At 39.1% G+C, this 16,302-nt stretch carries 14 protein-coding genes; 10 read left to right on the forward strand and 4 right to left on the reverse strand.

The window, feature by feature from the left end; genetic code table 11:
• Positions 1-315: 315 nt before the first annotated feature.
• From EGS71_RS19470 to EGS71_RS19495, 6 genes are all read left to right on the forward strand, one after another.
• Positions 316-1,278, forward strand: a complete 963-nt coding sequence (locus EGS71_RS19470) for a metal-dependent hydrolase (protein ID WP_000226463.1) — start codon at positions 316-318, stop codon at positions 1,276-1,278.
• A gap of 65 nt (positions 1,279-1,343) precedes the next feature.
• Positions 1,344-2,174, forward strand: coding sequence for an SDR family NAD(P)-dependent oxidoreductase (locus tag EGS71_RS19475; protein WP_000599999.1), 831 nt, complete (start codon positions 1,344-1,346; stop codon positions 2,172-2,174).
• A 23-nt stretch (positions 2,175-2,197) separates the two neighbouring features.
• Positions 2,198-3,748: a flavin-containing monooxygenase gene (locus EGS71_RS19480; protein ID WP_000256744.1), complete on the forward strand. Its 1,551-nt coding sequence runs from the start codon at positions 2,198-2,200 to the stop codon at positions 3,746-3,748.
• A 368-nt stretch (positions 3,749-4,116) separates the two neighbouring features.
• Positions 4,117-4,344: a hypothetical protein gene (locus EGS71_RS19485; protein WP_000608974.1), complete on the forward strand. Its 228-nt coding sequence runs from the start codon at positions 4,117-4,119 to the stop codon at positions 4,342-4,344.
• Between the two features lie 322 nt (positions 4,345-4,666).
• Positions 4,667-5,986, forward strand: coding sequence for an NCS2 family permease (locus tag EGS71_RS19490; protein WP_000729980.1), 1,320 nt, complete (start codon positions 4,667-4,669; stop codon positions 5,984-5,986).
• Between the two features lie 111 nt (positions 5,987-6,097).
• Positions 6,098-7,096, forward strand: coding sequence for an adenosine deaminase (locus tag EGS71_RS19495; RefSeq protein WP_001077407.1), 999 nt, complete (start codon positions 6,098-6,100; stop codon positions 7,094-7,096).
• Positions 7,097-7,141: 45 nt separating this feature from the next.
• On the opposite strand, the gene EGS71_RS19500 is transcribed toward EGS71_RS19495, so the two are convergent.
• The gene (locus EGS71_RS19500) at positions 7,142-7,699 is read right to left on the reverse strand and encodes a cytochrome b (protein WP_001111768.1); all 558 of its coding nucleotides are present in this window, start codon (positions 7,697-7,699) and stop codon (positions 7,142-7,144) included.
• A 238-nt stretch (positions 7,700-7,937) separates the two neighbouring features.
• Here EGS71_RS19500 and EGS71_RS19505 point away from each other — a divergent pair, with 238 nt between their 5' ends.
• Positions 7,938-8,327, forward strand: a complete 390-nt coding sequence (locus EGS71_RS19505) for a hypothetical protein (RefSeq protein WP_000735756.1) — start codon at positions 7,938-7,940, stop codon at positions 8,325-8,327.
• A gap of 65 nt (positions 8,328-8,392) precedes the next feature.
• Positions 8,393-8,959, forward strand: a complete 567-nt coding sequence (gene rnhB / locus EGS71_RS19510) for a ribonuclease HII (protein ID WP_000495834.1) — start codon at positions 8,393-8,395, stop codon at positions 8,957-8,959.
• Between the two features lie 69 nt (positions 8,960-9,028).
• On the opposite strand, the gene csrA is transcribed toward rnhB, so the two are convergent.
• The 3 genes from csrA to alaS all read right to left on the reverse strand — a co-directional run bounded on the left by csrA (position 9,029) and on the right by alaS (position 13,512).
• The gene (gene csrA, locus EGS71_RS19515) at positions 9,029-9,283 is read right to left on the reverse strand and encodes a carbon storage regulator CsrA (protein ID WP_000906487.1); all 255 of its coding nucleotides are present in this window, start codon (positions 9,281-9,283) and stop codon (positions 9,029-9,031) included.
• Positions 9,284-9,529: 246 nt separating this feature from the next.
• Entirely contained in the window at positions 9,530-10,810 is a 1,281-nt protein-coding gene (locus EGS71_RS19520; RefSeq protein ID WP_001185176.1) for an aspartate kinase, read from the reverse strand.
• 65 nt (positions 10,811-10,875) lie between these two features.
• The gene (gene alaS / locus EGS71_RS19525; RefSeq protein ID WP_000199465.1) at positions 10,876-13,512 is read right to left on the reverse strand and encodes an alanine--tRNA ligase; all 2,637 of its coding nucleotides are present in this window, start codon (positions 13,510-13,512) and stop codon (positions 10,876-10,878) included.
• Positions 13,513-13,781: 269 nt separating this feature from the next.
• Here alaS and gap point away from each other — a divergent pair, with 269 nt between their 5' ends.
• Together gap and EGS71_RS19535 are read left to right on the forward strand one after the other, a co-directional pair.
• Entirely contained in the window at positions 13,782-14,807 is a 1,026-nt protein-coding gene (gap, locus tag EGS71_RS19530; protein ID WP_001188823.1) for a type I glyceraldehyde-3-phosphate dehydrogenase, read from the forward strand.
• 275 nt (positions 14,808-15,082) lie between these two features.
• Positions 15,083-16,249 (forward strand): ATP phosphoribosyltransferase regulatory subunit, encoded by a 1,167-nt coding sequence (locus EGS71_RS19535; RefSeq protein ID WP_002011152.1) that lies wholly within the window; start codon positions 15,083-15,085, stop codon positions 16,247-16,249.
• The last annotated feature ends 53 nt before the right edge of the window (positions 16,250-16,302 follow it).

Raw genomic sequence — 16,302 nt, forward strand, 5'->3', positions numbered from 1 at the left:
TATTTTATTTAAATTATTATGAATAATAGTTAGTTATATAAGTTATTTGAAATTATAAAAAATATTTAAGTTGGCAAAAAGTTTCAATGTGGGTTGGCTTTTTTTGTCCTTGTTCGAGAGTTATATCAAGCGCACTATTTAATCTGATTTGGTGAACTTAACAATATTTAAGTTCATAAAACATGACAAGGCAGAGGTATTCGAGCAAATTTTTGTTCTAGAGCAGTTAAAGATTGCAAGAAATAATCTAAAGACAACTTTAACTGTTTGATTCGACGCTGCCTTGTATTTAACAAATTTTATAGGGTGTCGAAAATGGTCGCTCAAGCTATCCGAAATATTATTTCTCCTAAATCAGTTATAGCTCAGTATCAAAAGATAGATTTCTCAAATAAAGGAACTATCCCAATTCGCCATTTAAATATCGGATTTGATGGTAAAGAAATTGATATCGAGTTTTACGTCAACAACCAGTTTGCAACTTTGTTCTTTGCAACGCTTTCGGTTTTTTTGACCTATGGTGAAGATCTGGTGATTGAAACAGCTCGTCATCACCGTGAATTTATTCAAGACCCAGTTTTAAAACAGCGTGTTACATCGCTGATTGGTCAAGAAGCCATCCATTCAAAATTGCATAATGAGTTCAATGATGCAATTAAAGAGCTGGAATATCCGGTCGATTTTTATCGTTTCTTGGGTGAGAACTTCTTTAAATATGTGTTCTTAAAATTCCCGCAGCCATTAAAGCTTTCACTCATGGCGGGTATTGAACATTTTACGGCGGTACTTGCCGAATACATGATGAAGCATGAAAAGAATTTCTATTATACCGACGATGCCAAAAGTCGTGCCTTATGGATGTGGCATATGCTTGAAGAATCTGAGCATAAAGATATTGCTTATGACGTCTATCAGGTTTTAAACGGTAATTATCCGTTACGGGCAACGGGCTTTTTAATGGCTTTCATTACCATTTTAGGGCTTATTCCAACAGCAACTTTATTTGTACCCCTACTGCGTAAGCCAAAAGAACTGTTAACCAGAAAATTCTGGAAAGACGCGCGCCGTGGCGTCAACTTAATTTTTAGTCCAAAAGATGGCGTATTTGGTAGCACCATTGGTCAGATTTTTGATTATTTACGTCCTGACTTCCATCCAAATGACCATGATACGACTGAATATCTGGAGTACTACAAAAAGAAATTACTTAACGAGGGCGGTGCAATTGCGCCTTACTTTGTGAAGGAATTTACACCACCAGTTCGTGCAGTTTCATAAGCCTATTGGTCATGGCAGTAATATGACAATTACTGCCATCTCCCTAAAGTTTTTTAGGATTTACTATGATTTTATTTGGTAAGAAAGACCAGCCGAGCCGAAACGCATATGCGGTCGTAACTGGGGCAGGCAGTGGGATTGGACGAAGCTTTGCAGTTGAACTGGCAAAACGTGGTGGCAGCGTAGTCTGCGCAGATATTAATTTAGAAGCTGCTGAAGAAACCGTAAAGTTAATTGAACAGTTGGGACAAAAAGCATTTGCTGTACAGTGCGATGTTGGGCAAGCAGAACAAGTACAGACTTTGGCTGATCAAGCAGAGCAGTTACTTGATCATCCGGTAACCCTCACCATTAATAATGCTGGCGTAGGGCTAGGTGGCAAATTTGATGAAATGAGCTTAGAAGACTGGAAATGGTGTATGCATGTAAACCTGTGGGGTGTTATTCATGGTTGTCATGCATTTGTGCCAAAGTTCAAAAAACTAGGTTACGGTGCACTCATTAATGTGGCTTCTGCCGCGTCGTATACCGCAGCACCAGAAATGAGTGTCTACAATGTAACGAAAGCGGGTGTTTTGGCATTATCAGAAACCCTTTCAGCCGAGCTTCGTAAATTCAATATTAAAGTTAATGTGCTTTGCCCGACTTTGGTGCCAACCAATATCATTAAAAATGGTCGTATTCCGGGGCGTTATTCAAAACTTGCAGATCATGCACTCATGAACTATGCCATGACAACCAGTGATGCAGTTGCGGCTTTAACATTGAATCGATTAGATCGTGGGCAGCTCTACACCACGCCACAGATCGACGCCAAATTATTCTGGCTTATGAAAAGGACATCTCCAACGCTATATGCAAAGTTCCTTGGGCTTTCGTATCAGTTATTTAAATAAAATTTTGTATAGGCAGAAAAATTATGGTCACTAAACCTAGAACAAATACACGCACCCGTAAAACCCAAGAAGTTGCACATATTTATGACACTTTTATTGTCGGTGCGGGTATTTCTGGTCTTGCTGCTGCAATTAAGCTAAATGAAGCAGGCTTAACTAATTTTAAAATTATTGAAAAAGCAAGCCGCGTTGGTGGTACTTGGCGTGAAAATACCTATCCGGGCTGTGGTTGTGATGTACCTTCGGCTCTGTACTCTTACTCGTTTGCCCCAAGTGCAAAATGGAGCCATTTATTTGCACGCCAGCCGGAAATTTTAAGTTATTTAGAAGATGTTAGTCGTGAGTTTGATATTGAGTCCTTAATTGAATTCAATACCGAACTATTAAAAGCGGAATGGGACAATGTAAAAAATGTCTGGAAACTAGAGACAAGCTCTGGTTTATATATTGCTAAAACAGTTCTATTTGCTACAGGCCCAATTACTGAGGCGCAGATTCCACGCCTTGAAGGTTTAGATACCTTTACTGGTGAAATGTTCCATTCGGCGAAATGGAACCATGACTATGACCTTACTGGAAAACGTATTGCCGTGATTGGTACTGGTGCATCTGCCATCCAGTTTGTGCCCCAAATTCAGCCTAAAGCAAAAGAACTGTTTGTATTCCAACGTACAGCCCCTTGGGTACTGCCAAAACCGGATACAGACTTAGGTGAGTTTAGTAAATCAATTATTGCCAAATATCCAGCGATTCAGGCAGGTTGGCGCCAGACTGTAGCAGGCACCTTAAATGTCATCAATTTTGGTTTACGCAACCCAAAAGCTTTAAAGCCTGTCAATTTTGCTGCGAAACAATTGTTAAAGTTACAAATTAAAGATCCGGTTTTACGTAAAAACGTAACACCTAATTTTGATATTGGTTGTAAACGTATTTTATTTGCCAATAACTACTATCCAGCGTTACAGGCATCCAATACCACGCTTATTCCACATGGCCTGGTTAAAGTCGAAGGCAATACGGTGATTGCAGCTAATGGCGAACGCCACGAAGTAGATGTGATTATTTGGGGCACTGGATTTGAAGTATCTCATCCACCTATTGGTAAACGGGTACATAATGAAAAAGGGGAATGTCTGGCAGAACTCTGGAAAGACTCCTCTCCGGAAGCTTACTTAGGAACCAATATTGAAAATGTACCGAACGCATTTCTTATGCTAGGGCCAAATGTCTTGGTTTATGACTCATTCATTGGTCTTGCTGAAGCCCAACTGCAATATATTGTAGATGGTTTATTGCAAATGAAAGCGAAAGGTATTGTTAAACTTTCTGTAAAATCAGAAATAATTAAAAAGCATAATGAGCTTGTACAAAAGCATTTACAAACTACAGTATTCAATAGTGGTGGTTGTAAGAGTTATTACCTTGATGCAAATGGTCGCAACTTTGCAGCATGGCCATGGTCATTGAAAAAGCTTAAACAGCGTTTACATCATTTAAATTTAGAAGAATATGAGGTCATCTATGAAGCTGATCTTGTAAAAGTAAAACCTAAAGTTGAAGAAGTCGCAGGTTAATTAATTTATAAAAGCCCACTTTATTGATTAAGGTGGGCTTTTTACTATTAAATAATGAAAGAAATATATGAAAATTCAATAAATAATATAATGAAGTTAAAGTAAACGATAAATTTAAATATACTTCAAAATAAAAATGGGCCAAGCAGTCTATATAATTTTCATTTAAAATAATATAGCTATTTTTAAAAATGAATTTTTAAGTGAAAAGTTTTCTTTTTAATCAATTTTTTAAATTGCATAGTGGAAAACATTTTTATATCAATAACTTGTGTAGTTGATAATTATTGTAAATAAATGTGAAAGTATTCACAACCTTATTTTTTTTTGTTAAGATCATTAACATTAAAAACATAGAGATAATAATAATGATCAATAAAGTATTAATAGTGTTATGCGTGAGTATTGTATTTGTATTAGGGTATTGGGCATATTTAGATACCCAAAATAAAAGACATCAAGAGCTCATGAGGATCATTCAAGAAGCTGAAAAAAATTTACAGACCATCGAACGTAATCCTAACCGTGTTAGTCATAGCAATTTAGCTTCATATAATTTGCAAAAATATATCAGTGATAAAAAAGTTTTTTTCTAAGCACAGTGTCGATTGTGATTTGCTTTAAAAAGTGTGCCATTGATCATATCTTTTCATAAATTTTGATCATGTTGCTGTTGAATCTGTTAAACTTATTGAACGTATAGTAAAAAAGCTGCATAGGGGTTATGCAGCTTTTTTGTGTTTCAAGAGGGGCTGTGGCTATTTTCTGTGTATGACAGCAGAAATCAAATGAGTGGCATATTTGTTGCTTCGTCTATTTAAGATTTTTGTCTAGAGATCTGAACAGAAAAACAAGATTGCTCAGATACCTACATAGAAGTACATATTCCACAGCTCAGATTTTGCATAGAGGCTACTTATGGCGGCGCCCAATTCTTCGGCAGGGTGGTTAGAGCGTTTATTTAAGTTAAGCGACAATAAAACCACGTTTCGAACAGAAGTTCTTGCTGGTGTAACAACATTTTTAACAATGTGCTACATCATCATTGTCAATCCACTCATTTTATCTGAAACCGGCATGGATCATGGCGCCGTATTCGTTGCGACCTGTTTGGCAGCAGCAATCGGTTGCTTAGTGATGGGTATTATTGCTAATTATCCAATCGCCTTGGCACCCGGTATGGGGCTTAATGCTTATTTTACCTATTCGGTTTGTATGGGCATGGGAGTGCCATGGCAGACAGCTTTAGCAGCTGTTTTTGTTTCAGGTGTGGTATTCCTTGCAATTAGTTTCTTTAAAATTCGTGAGGCGATTGTCAATGCAATCCCGATGTCGCTTAAATTTGCGATAGGTGGTGGTATTGGTTTATTCCTTGCGCTTATTGCGTTAAAAAATGCCGGAATTATTGTCGCAAACCAAGCAACGTTGGTCGGTTTGGGCGATATTAAACAACCTACTGTATTATTAGCTTTATTTGGCTTTTTACTTATCGTAATTTTGCATCAGCTTAAAGTTCGTGGTGCGATTATTATTAGTATTTTAGTCGTTACAGCAATTGCCACAGCTTTAGGTCTAAATGAATTTAAGGGTGTGGTTGGTGAAATTCCTTCAATTGCGCCAACATTCATGCAAATGGACTTTGAAGGATTGTTTACCGCAAGTATGGTTGGTGTCATCTTCGTATTCTTTATTGTTGACTTGTTTGACAGTACAGGTACTTTGGTTGGCGTTTCACACCGTGCCGGCCTTTTACAAGATGGTAAATTGCCACGTTTGAAAAAAGCGCTATTTGCTGACTCTACTGCAATCGTTGCTGGTGCTGCATTAGGTACCTCATCAACTACGCCATATATTGAATCGGCTTCAGGTGTAGCAGCAGGTGGACGTACAGGTTTAACCGCGGTAGTTGTCGCTTTCTTATTTATTTGCTGTTTATTCTTGGCACCTCTTGCTCAATCTGTGCCAGGTTTTGCAACAGCACCCGCTTTATTGTTCATTGGTGTATTGATGATCCAAGGGATCACTCACATCGATTGGGATGATATTACAGAAGCTGTACCAGCCTTTTTAACGATTGTATTTATGCCATTTGCTTACTCAATTGCAGATGGTATTGCAATGGGCTTTATCAGCTATGCATTAGTTAAATTATTTACGGGTAAGGCAAAAACTGTTCCATACATGGTGTGGATTATTGCTGCCCTTTGGGTATTTAAATTTATCGCCTTTGGCGGTTAAGACGATTGTTTATAATTTCCTTCTAGAACTATTTTAGTGATAGGGATATAAAAAGGAAATTATAGAAGGGTGTGCTTACCACACCCTTTTTTCTTTAGATGTGGAGTTAATATGAATCAAGTCGAGCTGATTCAGGCCTTACCAAAAGCCGAGTTGCATGTGCATATTGAAGGGACCTTTGAACCTGAATTAATGTTTGCCATTGCACAGCGTAATCAGATTCAGATTCCTTACAAATCTGTTGAAGAAGTAAAGCAAGCTTATAACTTTCATAATCTTCAATCATTTTTAGATATTTACTATGCTGGTGCAAATGTTCTTGTTCATGAGCAAGATTTCTACGACCTAGCATGGGCATATTTTGAAAAGTGTGCAGAAGATCGTGTCGTTCATACAGAAATGTTCTTCGATCCGCAAACTCATACTGACCGTGGTATTGCTTTTGCAACCGTGATCAATGGGCTTAAACGTGCATGTGCTGACGCAAAAGCCAAATTTGGTATCAGTTCTCAGCTGATCATGTGTTTCTTACGTCATTTAAGCGAAGAAGCTGCATTTGAAACGCTTGAGCAAGCTTTACCGTTTAAACAAGATATTATCGCTGTAGGACTTGATTCAAGCGAAGTAGGCCATCCACCAGCTAAATTTGAACGTGTTTTTGCTAAAGCGCGTGAAGAAGGCTTCTTAATCGTGGCTCATGCAGGTGAGGAAGGCCCACCTGAATATGTGTGGGAGGCTTTAGACCTGCTCAAAGTAAACCGTATTGACCATGGCGTGCGTTCTGAAGAAGACGAACAATTAATGGCTCGTTTAATTAATGAAAAAATGCCATTAACGGTTTGTCCTTTAAGTAACTTAAAGCTATGTGTTGTTAAGGATATGAGAGATCACAATATCCGCCGTCTTTTACAAAAAGGCGTACACGTGACTGTTAACTCAGATGATCCTTCATATTTCGGCGGTTATATGAATGATAATTTCTTTGCCATTCAACAGGCATTAGATTTAACCAATGATGAGTTGAAGCAACTCGCAATTAACTCTTTTGAAGCCTCTTTCATTTCAGATGAAGAGAAACAAAAGTGGATTTCAGAAATCCAGAAAATCTAAATAAAAAAAAACCGCCTGTGATAGGCGGTTTTTTTAACATTGAATTTATTTAGGTTGTTTGGTCATACTGTTTAAAACATTGTCTTTATCTACAAAGTGATGTTTTAAAGCTGCAAGTACATGTCCAACAATAAGTAAACCAGCAAACCATGAAATATAAATATGTAATGGTTTAACAATGGCTAATAACTCAGGATTATCTTGCACTAGGCGTGGAATTTCAAATAAATATAAAACCGGAGCAGGGTGACCAGCACTCCAGCTAAATAAACAGCCAGTGACTGGTAAAGCGACTAAAATCACATACAGTAATAAATGTCCGATGTGAGCTAAAGTTTTCATTGTTGGTGACATCGTGTCAGGCAATTGTGGGGCAGGATGGGTGTAACGCCAAAACAGACGAATGACCACGAGGAAGATAATGGTTGTGGCGATATTCTTATGTAGTGTAATGACATCCCCTTTAAAGCTGCCATCAACGTCATAACTTAGAAAATTTCCACTATAGAAACCAATCACCCAAGCAGTGATAAAAATGATGGCCATGACCCAATGCAGAATCTGTGCAGTACGGGTGTAGTATTGAGAGGTTGAGGCAGGCATAAAAGACCCTTTTTTTGTCATTCTAGCGCTAGATTTTATGGGAAACTGTTAAATTTGAGAAATATTGTTCCCGTAACAGAGCGTGCTATAAACAGAACGGTTCAATTTAAAAAACACGGTTAAGTTGAGCTGGAGAATAAGGGACTTAATTTGCACAAATGCATCAATTTATTTGTTTCTTCTAAGTACAAGTTTAGGCAAAATACGCGCTGCTTACATTCGATCAAAGGAAAAAATGATGAAAAAATTGATGCTCGCTGTAGCACCAGTTGTTTTAGCTTTAACTGCATGTGCAACCACTACAGGTACCGGTACTGGCGGTGCTTCTGCACAAACGACAACTCAACAGTTAGGCGTAGCTGCTTTAAAAGTTGCTGTTAATGCGAAATGTATTACAGAAATTAATAATGTTGCTGCATGGAAGACAGCAACAAAATATATGACTGCTGAACAGCGTGATAGCATCCAAACGAATGTTTGCGGCTGTGTAAGTGAAAAAGCACCAAATAGTGTGACTGCAGTAGAATTAGCTGCTGCTGCGCTTGACGTGAATGCACGTGCTACAATCGTAAACCAAGTGGTTTCTAAAACTGTAAATGCTTGTGTAGCAGAAGCTTTACAAAAATAATTGATGTTTTAAGCATTAAAGAAGGCCGATTCTTATAAATCGGCCTCTTTTTCATTGGAGTATACATGTTTGTTGCAGGCGTAGATGAGGCAGGACGAGGCCCATTAGTGGGCTCTGTTGTTGCTGCAGCTGTTATTTTAGATCCGAATAATCCAATTTTAGGTTTAAACGACTCTAAAAAATTAACTGAAAAGAAACGTGAAAAGTTGTTTATTGAAATTCAAGAAAAAGCTTTAGCATGGTCAATAGCAGAAGCTACACATGCAGAAATTGATGAGCTGAATATCTTGCAGGCAACTTTTTTGGCTATGCAACGTGCAGTGGATGGTCTGAAAACACAACCTCAAAAGGTAATTGTAGATGGTAATCAAATTCCCAAAGGAATTGTTATTCCTTGCGAGGCGATTGTAGGGGGAGATGCAAGCCATGCCGAGATTAGTGCGGCGAGTATCTTGGCTAAAGTCACGCGTGATCGTCAAATGGCAGAATTAGATCAACAATATCCATTATTTGGTTTTGCCAAACATAAGGGGTATCCAACCAAAGCACACTTTGAAGCCATTGCAGCTCATGGCGTGATTGATCAACACCGTCGTAGTTATGCACCTGTAAAACGCGCATTAGGTCTATAAATTTATATATTCCCAAAAAATTTAAAGCGACTATAAAGTCGCTTTAATTAGGGAGAGAACAACTTCATACTAACGATTGAAGTTTTTCTGTGCATAATTATCATCTTCATATGAAACTTGATAATCTTGATCAAGATGTTGAAGGTGTTCATGCATTGCACGTTCATGTTGAATACGTTGATAAATTTCTTCGCGATGAACAGAAACCTCTTTTGGTGCATTTACACCAATTCGAACTTGGTTTCCTTTGACGCCAAGCACAGTAACACTGACTTGATCCCCAATCATTAATGTTTCCCCGACACGGCGGGTCAGAATCAGCATGTTTATCTCCTTGCTAAACGCTTAAAACTGCAATATTGGTACCCAAATAAAAAGCTCAACCTCAGTTTTCAGTCAGATTCTAACAGAAATATGAGAACAAAGTCATATTTTGATAATCACTGCCAAAAAACTTTCCGTTTAATATAACAGAGCCGCTATAAAAAAAACTATAGCGGCTCTGTGTTTTCTTTGATTATTGTCGGACAAGTAAACATTTTTTAATGAATTCTTGACCGTTCGGTAAAATTAAGCGCGTGCGCTGCTTTCACCATGTTCACGATCTAAACCAAAAGCGGTATGTAAGCAACGAACTGCAAGCTCAAGGTATTTTTCATCAATAATGACAGAAACCTTAATTTCAGATGTTGAAATCATAAGGATGTTAATACCTTCGTCAGCAAGGGCAGTAAACATTTTGCTTGCTACACCCGCATGCGAGCGCATACCTACACCCACGATAGATACTTTAACGATATCATCGCGTGTTGAAACTTCACGTGCACCAATATTTTTGGCAGTTTCATTTAAGATTTTTTCAGCTTTTGCTAAATCAACACGGTTTACAGTAAATGTGAAATCTGTTGTGCCATCTTCTTCAACATTTTGGACTATCATATCCACTTCAATGTTGGCATCACTTACTGGTGATAAAATTTTAGAAGCAATACCCGGTTCATCAGGTACACCTAAAATTGTTAATTTTGCTTCGTCACGGTTAAAAGCGATACCTGCAATGATTGGCTGTTCCATAGTGTCTTCTGCCTCAGTAGTAATGAGTGTACCTACATTTTCTTTAAATTCGTCGTCAAATGCGCCGTCGTCATCATTATCAAAACTTGATAATACGCGTAAAGGAACTTGATATTTTCCGGCAAATTCTACTGAGCGAATCTGTAAAACTTTAGAACCTAATGATGCCATTTCTAGCATTTCTTCAAAAGAAATACGATCGATTTTCTTCGCTTTAGGGGCAACACGAGGGTCTGTAGTATAAACCCCATCAACGTCAGTATAAATTTGGCATTCATCTGCTTTTAGGGCAGCTGCAATGGCAACACCAGAAGTATCTGAACCGCCACGTCCTAGAGTTGTAGTATTTCCGTTGGCATCGAAGCCTTGGAAGCCTGCAACTACAATAACACGGCCTGCATCTAGGTCATTGGTCATGACATCTGTGTCAATCGACTCAATACGCGCCTTAGTAAATGCACTGTCAGTTTTAATACCGACTTGACGTCCGGTATAGGATTTAGCTTCCACACCAATCGAATTAAGTGCCATAGCTAACATGGAAATCGTCACCTGTTCACCGGTTGAAACCATTTGGTCTAACTCGCGTGGGTCAGGTGTTTCGGTAATGGCTTTAGCGAGGGCAAGTAAGCGGTTTGTTTCACCACTCATTGCAGATACGACCACAACAACCTTGTGACCGTGATCATGCCAACGCTTCACACGACGAGCAACATTTAAAATGCGCTCGGGGGTACCCATAGAAGTACCGCCATATTTTTGAACGATTAATGCCATAGTTGTTCCATATAAGCCATGACCCTGAGAGGCTTGTCAGGGTCAGTTACACAAAAAGTGAAGTCTTATTTTTGTTCAAGCCAAGCAGGTAATGCTGCCATAACTTGTCCAAACTTCTCGTTAAGTGGCGCGCCACCTTGTGCTAAGTCAGGTTTACCACCACCTTTACCACCTAACTCGGTCGCTAAATGTTTGATGATGTCACCTGCTTTTAGATTTGCAGTGTATTGCGACGCGACTGATGCAAGCAGGCTGACTTTGTCACCCTCTACACCTGCTAACACAATCACTGCGTTCTCTAATTTTGATTTTACACTGTCATGTAAGTTGCGAAGCGCTTTGGCATCAACACCCTGAACAGTAGTAATAAGCGTTTGACGACCAGCAATAGTTTGAACTTGGTCAATCAAATCAGCCGCTTGGAAGTTTGCCAATTTTTGGTTGAGTTGTTCAATCTGCTTTTGTAATGCAGAAACCAATTCTACGTTGGCTTGTACACGCTCAACCGTTTGGTCTTTCTGTGCTTTTAATAAGCTATTAATGTGCTGAATATCATGATCAGCTTTTTGTACTACTTCTAATGCTTTAGTACCGGTCACTGCTTCAATACGACGTACGCCTGCAGCTACGCCACCTTCAGAAGTGATTTTGAATAAACCAATATCACCTGTACGTTTTACGTGAATACCGCCACAAAGTTCGATTGAGAAGTTTTTCTCGTCAATGACTGAGCCCATAGAGAGCACACGAACTTCATCACCGTATTTTTCACCGAACAACATCATTGCGCCTTTTGCTTTCGCAGTTTCAATGTCGAGTAGTTCAGTTGTTACAGCAGTATTTGCAATGATTTCAGCATTTACGAGACGTTCAACTTGTTGTAGTTGTTCAAATGACACAGGTTGGTCATTTGCAAAGTCAAAACGTAAGATATCACTTGCAACCAAAGAGCCTTTTTGTTGTACATGTGAACCTAAAATTTGACGAAGGGCAGCATGCAACAAGTGAGTTGCTGAGTGGTTACGCGCAGTAGCTTCACGAATGTCTGCTTTAACAATCGCTTCTACATTTTGACTGGTTTTAAGGTTACCAACAGTCACAATACCTTGATGAACAAAGGCGCCACCAGACTTTTTCGTATCCTGAACTTCAAAAATACCTGTTTCGTTTTTGAAGATACCAGTATCACCAATCTGACCACCGCTTTCAGCATAGAAAGGAGTTTGGTTTAAAACGATAAGTGCTTCGTCGCCTTCAGAAACTTCATCAACTTGTACGCCATCTTTATAGATCGCTACAATCTGGCCTTGACCGGTTGTGTTGGTATAACCGTCGAATTGAGTTTCGCCTTCAACTTTTACAATGTTGTTATAGTCAACAGCAAATTTACCAGCATCACGCGCACGTTGACGCTGTGCAGCCATTTCAACTTCAAAACCTGCTTCATCAATAATAAAGCCACGTTCACGTGCAATATCAGCAGTTAAATCTGTTGGGAAACCGTAAGTGTCGTAAAGTTTAAATACAGTCGCACCCGGAATAGTTTTGTCTTTTAACTGAGCAAGTTCACCTTCAAGAAGTTTTAAACCTTGCTCTAAGGTTTTAGCAAACTGTTCTTCTTCACGACTTAATGTTGCTTCAATGACTTCACGGCGAGCTTCTAACTCAGGATAAGCCTGTCCCATTACTTCAATTAATGGTTGCAACATTTTGTAGAAGAATGTACCTGTTGCGCCAAGCTTGTTACCGTGACGGACAGCACGGCGGATAATACGACGTAATACATAACCACGTCCTTCATTACTTGGGTTTACACCATCAGCAATTAAGAAGCAGCAAGAGCGGGCATGGTCTGCAACTACACGTAAAGAAGGCTGACCTTCATCTTCAATACCAATGATGTTTGCAGCAGCTTTTAATAAGTGTTGGAACAGGTCAATGTCATAGTTTGAATTAACATGTTGCAATACGGCAGAAATACGCTCTAAGCCCATACCTGTATCTACAGATGGAGCAGGGAGTGGGTGAAGTACGCCATCAGCAGTACGGTTAAACTGCATGAAAACGTTGTTCCAGATTTCAATGAAACGGTCACCGTCTTCTTCAGGTGAACCAGGTAAACCACCCCAAATGTGTTCACCGTGGTCGAAGAAAATTTCTGAACATGGACCGCAAGGACCTGTATCACCCATTGCCCAGAAGTTATCTGATGCGTATTTTTCGCCTTTGTTATCACCAATACGGATAATACGTTCTGGTGCTAGGCCGATTTCTTTATTCCAAATGTCATAAGCTTCGTCATCAGTATGGTAAACCGTGACATAAAGTTTATCTTTCGGTAAAGCAAGCCATTGTTCGCTAGTTAAAAATTCCCATGCGAACTTGAGAGCATCACGTTTGAAATAGTCACCAAATGAGAAGTTACCCAACATTTCAAAGAATGTATGGTGACGAGCTGTATAACCAACATTATCTAAATCGTTATGTTTACCGCCTGCACGTACACATTTTTGTGATGTTGTTGCACGTACATAATCACGTTTTTCAAGACCTAAAAAACAGTCTTTAAACTGGTTCATCCCAGCATTTGTAAATAATAAAGTTGGGTCGTTGGCAGGAACAAGAGAACTCGATGCAACACGTGTATGCCCTTGCGTTTCAAAGTAGCGCAAAAATGCTTCACGAATTTCAGCAGATGTCATTAAACGAGTACTCACAACCAAGTCACTCCATATTTTCGAATTTGGCTAAAAGCATCACCACAAGTTTATTTGTTCATAAAACTCGCACGTGATACGGGGCTTATTTTTAAAAAACGCTAAATTGTAACGGAAAAACCCCACCGAACCAACGATTTTAGAGGGAATATCTTACAAAACTGTGATTTGGCTAAAAATCTATATTCAATTAGCCATGACGTGTTTTACTATATGCCTTCTTTCGCTTCTCGTTTTGTAGATAAGGATAGGTCATGCAACGTATCGCCATTAATGGGTTTGGCCGGATTGGACGTAATGTTTTACGTGCCTGGTTTGAGAGCCCGAAACAATTTCATTTTGAAATCGTGGCGATTAACGATATAGCAGATGTACATACACTGGTACATTTATTCAAATATGACTCAACGCATGGTCGTTTTAATGGCAAAGTTGATATCACCATTGAAAATGAAAAGATTTATTTAAATATTCAATCTAACCAGAGACTCTTAAAGGTTGAAGTTTTGCAGCAAAAACAGCCGGAACTTTTACCGTGGGCAAGTTTAAAAATTGATGTTGTACTTGAGTGTACAGGTTTATTCCGCTCCCATGCTGATGCTACCCGCCATTTAGAAGCAGGGGCTAAAAGGGTCATTATTGGCGCTGCGCCTTTTGATCATGTTGATGCTGCAATTGTTTATGGTGTTAACCATGCTGATGTGAAAGCGACTGATCAGATTATATCGAGTGTGTCATGTACGACACAGGCTTTAGTTCCACTGGTTAAAATCATTGATGATGCATTTGGCATAGAAACAGCGCTTATGACCGAAATTCATGCGGTAACAGCAGATCAGTCTGTGCTTGATCATGCGCATCGTGATTTGCGTCGTGCTAGAGCTTCTGGACAAAACATTATCCCGACTACTTCTAGTGCGCTTGGTGCTTTAAAGCGTGTGATGCCAAAAATGGAAGACCGTATTGATGGTTACTCAATTCGGGTACCTACCATTAATGTAGCGGCAATTGATTTAACGTTTATCGCGCAATCTCCAATTACGGTCCATCATATTAATGAATTGCTGATTAAAGCATCTCAAACAGATTATGCAGAAATTATGGCTGTAACAGATGAACCATTAGTTTCAAGTGATTTTAATCATTCGCCCTATTCACTTATTGTTGATTTAACTCAAACCATGGTTGTTGGACATCAAGCCAAAGTATTTGCTTGGTATGATAATGAGTGGGGCTATGCAAATCGTTTATTGGATTTGTGTGATTCTTTCAAAAGTTAAATTTGGTTAATTGGAAACCGGGTGATAGTTCAGTTATTGCCCCATTCTTTGGTCTAAGAACTTTTATTGATAATGGAAGTCAAAAACAATAAGTCTTTGAATATTATTTTTAATTCATAGAGTCTACTTTTTGACTTTAGAGTTTATTAAGAAAGATTTATGCAAATTGTCAGGTGCATGGCACAAAGTATCATGCTACACTAAGAGAAATCGGGTGTGTTCCCGATTTTTTTATGTGGGGTCGTTCCACGTTGATCAGATTTTAGGCTTGAAATATGACCATTTCAGAGACATGGTTGCTGCCTGACGGGGTAGCAGATGTATTGCCGGAACAGGCGCAAGTCATTGAAAAACTTCGCCGTGAAGCTATAGATTTCCTCGCAGTACGAGGTTATCAACTGGTATATACACCATTTATCGAATACATCGAATCGTTGTCTTCATTATCAGAATCAAATCAAGACCTGGATATAGTAACTTTTAAGGTGATTGACCAGCTTTCAGGCCGTTTACTCGGTATCCGTGCTGATATGACACCGCAAGTTGCACGTATTGATGCACATGTAAGACCTGTTGAAGGTGTTGCACGTTACTGTTACGCAGGGACTGTATTACATACAAAACCACAAAATTTCAATGCGACTCGCGCACCTTTACAATTAGGCGCAGAGTTATATGGGCATGATAGTATTGAAGCTGATGTCGAAATGGTCGACGTGATGCTTGGTTTGATTGAAAATGCCTATACTTTGCAAGGCGCACATTTAGACTTAGGGCATGTAGGCCTATTTCGTAGCTTAGTAAAATATGCGGGTCTTTCTAAAAATGAAGAGCATGAGTTATCTGATCTTTATCAAAGAAAAGCATTGCCTGAGTTAGCTGAATTTACCCAAAATTTAAATATGGGTTCAGATTTCTATGCACTTGGCCGTTATGCAAGTGATTTAGATGCCTTACAAGCGCATTTAAGTGCAGATATTTTAAAAGATGCTGAATTTGATGCTGCATTAAATGCACTTAAAACCACTCTCGAACAGATTAAAAACCGTTGGCCAGCACTTAATGTTGGAATTGACGTGGTTGAACTTCGCAGTTACCACTACCACACTGGTTTGATGTATGCAGTTTATGCACCAAATCGTGCCGCACCTTTAGCGCAAGGTGGCCGTTATGATGGTATTGGGGAACACTTCGGTCGTGCACGTCCGGCTACCGGTTTTAGTTGTGATTTATATGCTTTAGGTGCGAACCAGTTTGCCGAAATCGAAACTGTAGTGGCACCTAAAGGTACAGAAGCTGATTTACTTAAAGCAATTGCGAATGCGCGTTCAGAGGGTTTACGTGTAGTTCAATTGTTAGGTAATGATGATTTAAGTTCTATTCCTTATGCAACACATCAATTGGTATTGCAAAACGGACAATGGAATATTGAAAAGATTTAAACGCCAGCAGTAAGTTTTTTACTGATGGTTTCCAATTTTAACAGCATGATGTA

This window comes from Acinetobacter sp. FDAARGOS_559, from assembly GCF_003940475.1.
GTDB classification, from domain to species: domain Bacteria; phylum Pseudomonadota; class Gammaproteobacteria; order Pseudomonadales; family Moraxellaceae; genus Acinetobacter; species Acinetobacter baumannii.

Excerpts from the sequence above, each read along its gene's own strand:
- EGS71_RS19470 (WP_000226463.1), top strand. The coding sequence starts at position 316 with ATGGTCGCTCAAGCTATCCGAAATATTATTTCTCCTAAATCAGTTATA.
- EGS71_RS19475 (WP_000599999.1), top strand. The coding sequence starts at position 1,344 with ATGATTTTATTTGGTAAGAAAGACCAGCCGAGCCGAAACGCATATGCG.
- EGS71_RS19480 (WP_000256744.1), top strand. The coding sequence starts at position 2,198 with ATGGTCACTAAACCTAGAACAAATACACGCACCCGTAAAACCCAAGAA.
- EGS71_RS19485 (WP_000608974.1), top strand. The coding sequence starts at position 4,117 with ATGATCAATAAAGTATTAATAGTGTTATGCGTGAGTATTGTATTTGTA.
- EGS71_RS19490 (WP_000729980.1), top strand. The coding sequence starts at position 4,667 with ATGGCGGCGCCCAATTCTTCGGCAGGGTGGTTAGAGCGTTTATTTAAG.
- EGS71_RS19495 (WP_001077407.1), top strand. The coding sequence starts at position 6,098 with ATGAATCAAGTCGAGCTGATTCAGGCCTTACCAAAAGCCGAGTTGCAT.
- EGS71_RS19500 (WP_001111768.1), bottom strand. The coding sequence starts at position 7,699 with ATGCCTGCCTCAACCTCTCAATACTACACCCGTACTGCACAGATTCTG.
- EGS71_RS19505 (WP_000735756.1), top strand. The coding sequence starts at position 7,938 with ATGAAAAAATTGATGCTCGCTGTAGCACCAGTTGTTTTAGCTTTAACT.
- rnhB (WP_000495834.1), top strand. The coding sequence starts at position 8,393 with ATGTTTGTTGCAGGCGTAGATGAGGCAGGACGAGGCCCATTAGTGGGC.
- csrA (WP_000906487.1), bottom strand. The coding sequence starts at position 9,283 with ATGCTGATTCTGACCCGCCGTGTCGGGGAAACATTAATGATTGGGGAT.
- EGS71_RS19520 (WP_001185176.1), bottom strand. The coding sequence starts at position 10,810 with ATGGCATTAATCGTTCAAAAATATGGCGGTACTTCTATGGGTACCCCC.
- alaS (WP_000199465.1), bottom strand. The coding sequence starts at position 13,512 with ATGACATCTGCTGAAATTCGTGAAGCATTTTTGCGCTACTTTGAAACG.
- gap (WP_001188823.1), top strand. The coding sequence starts at position 13,782 with ATGCAACGTATCGCCATTAATGGGTTTGGCCGGATTGGACGTAATGTT.
- EGS71_RS19535 (WP_002011152.1), top strand. The coding sequence starts at position 15,083 with ATGACCATTTCAGAGACATGGTTGCTGCCTGACGGGGTAGCAGATGTA.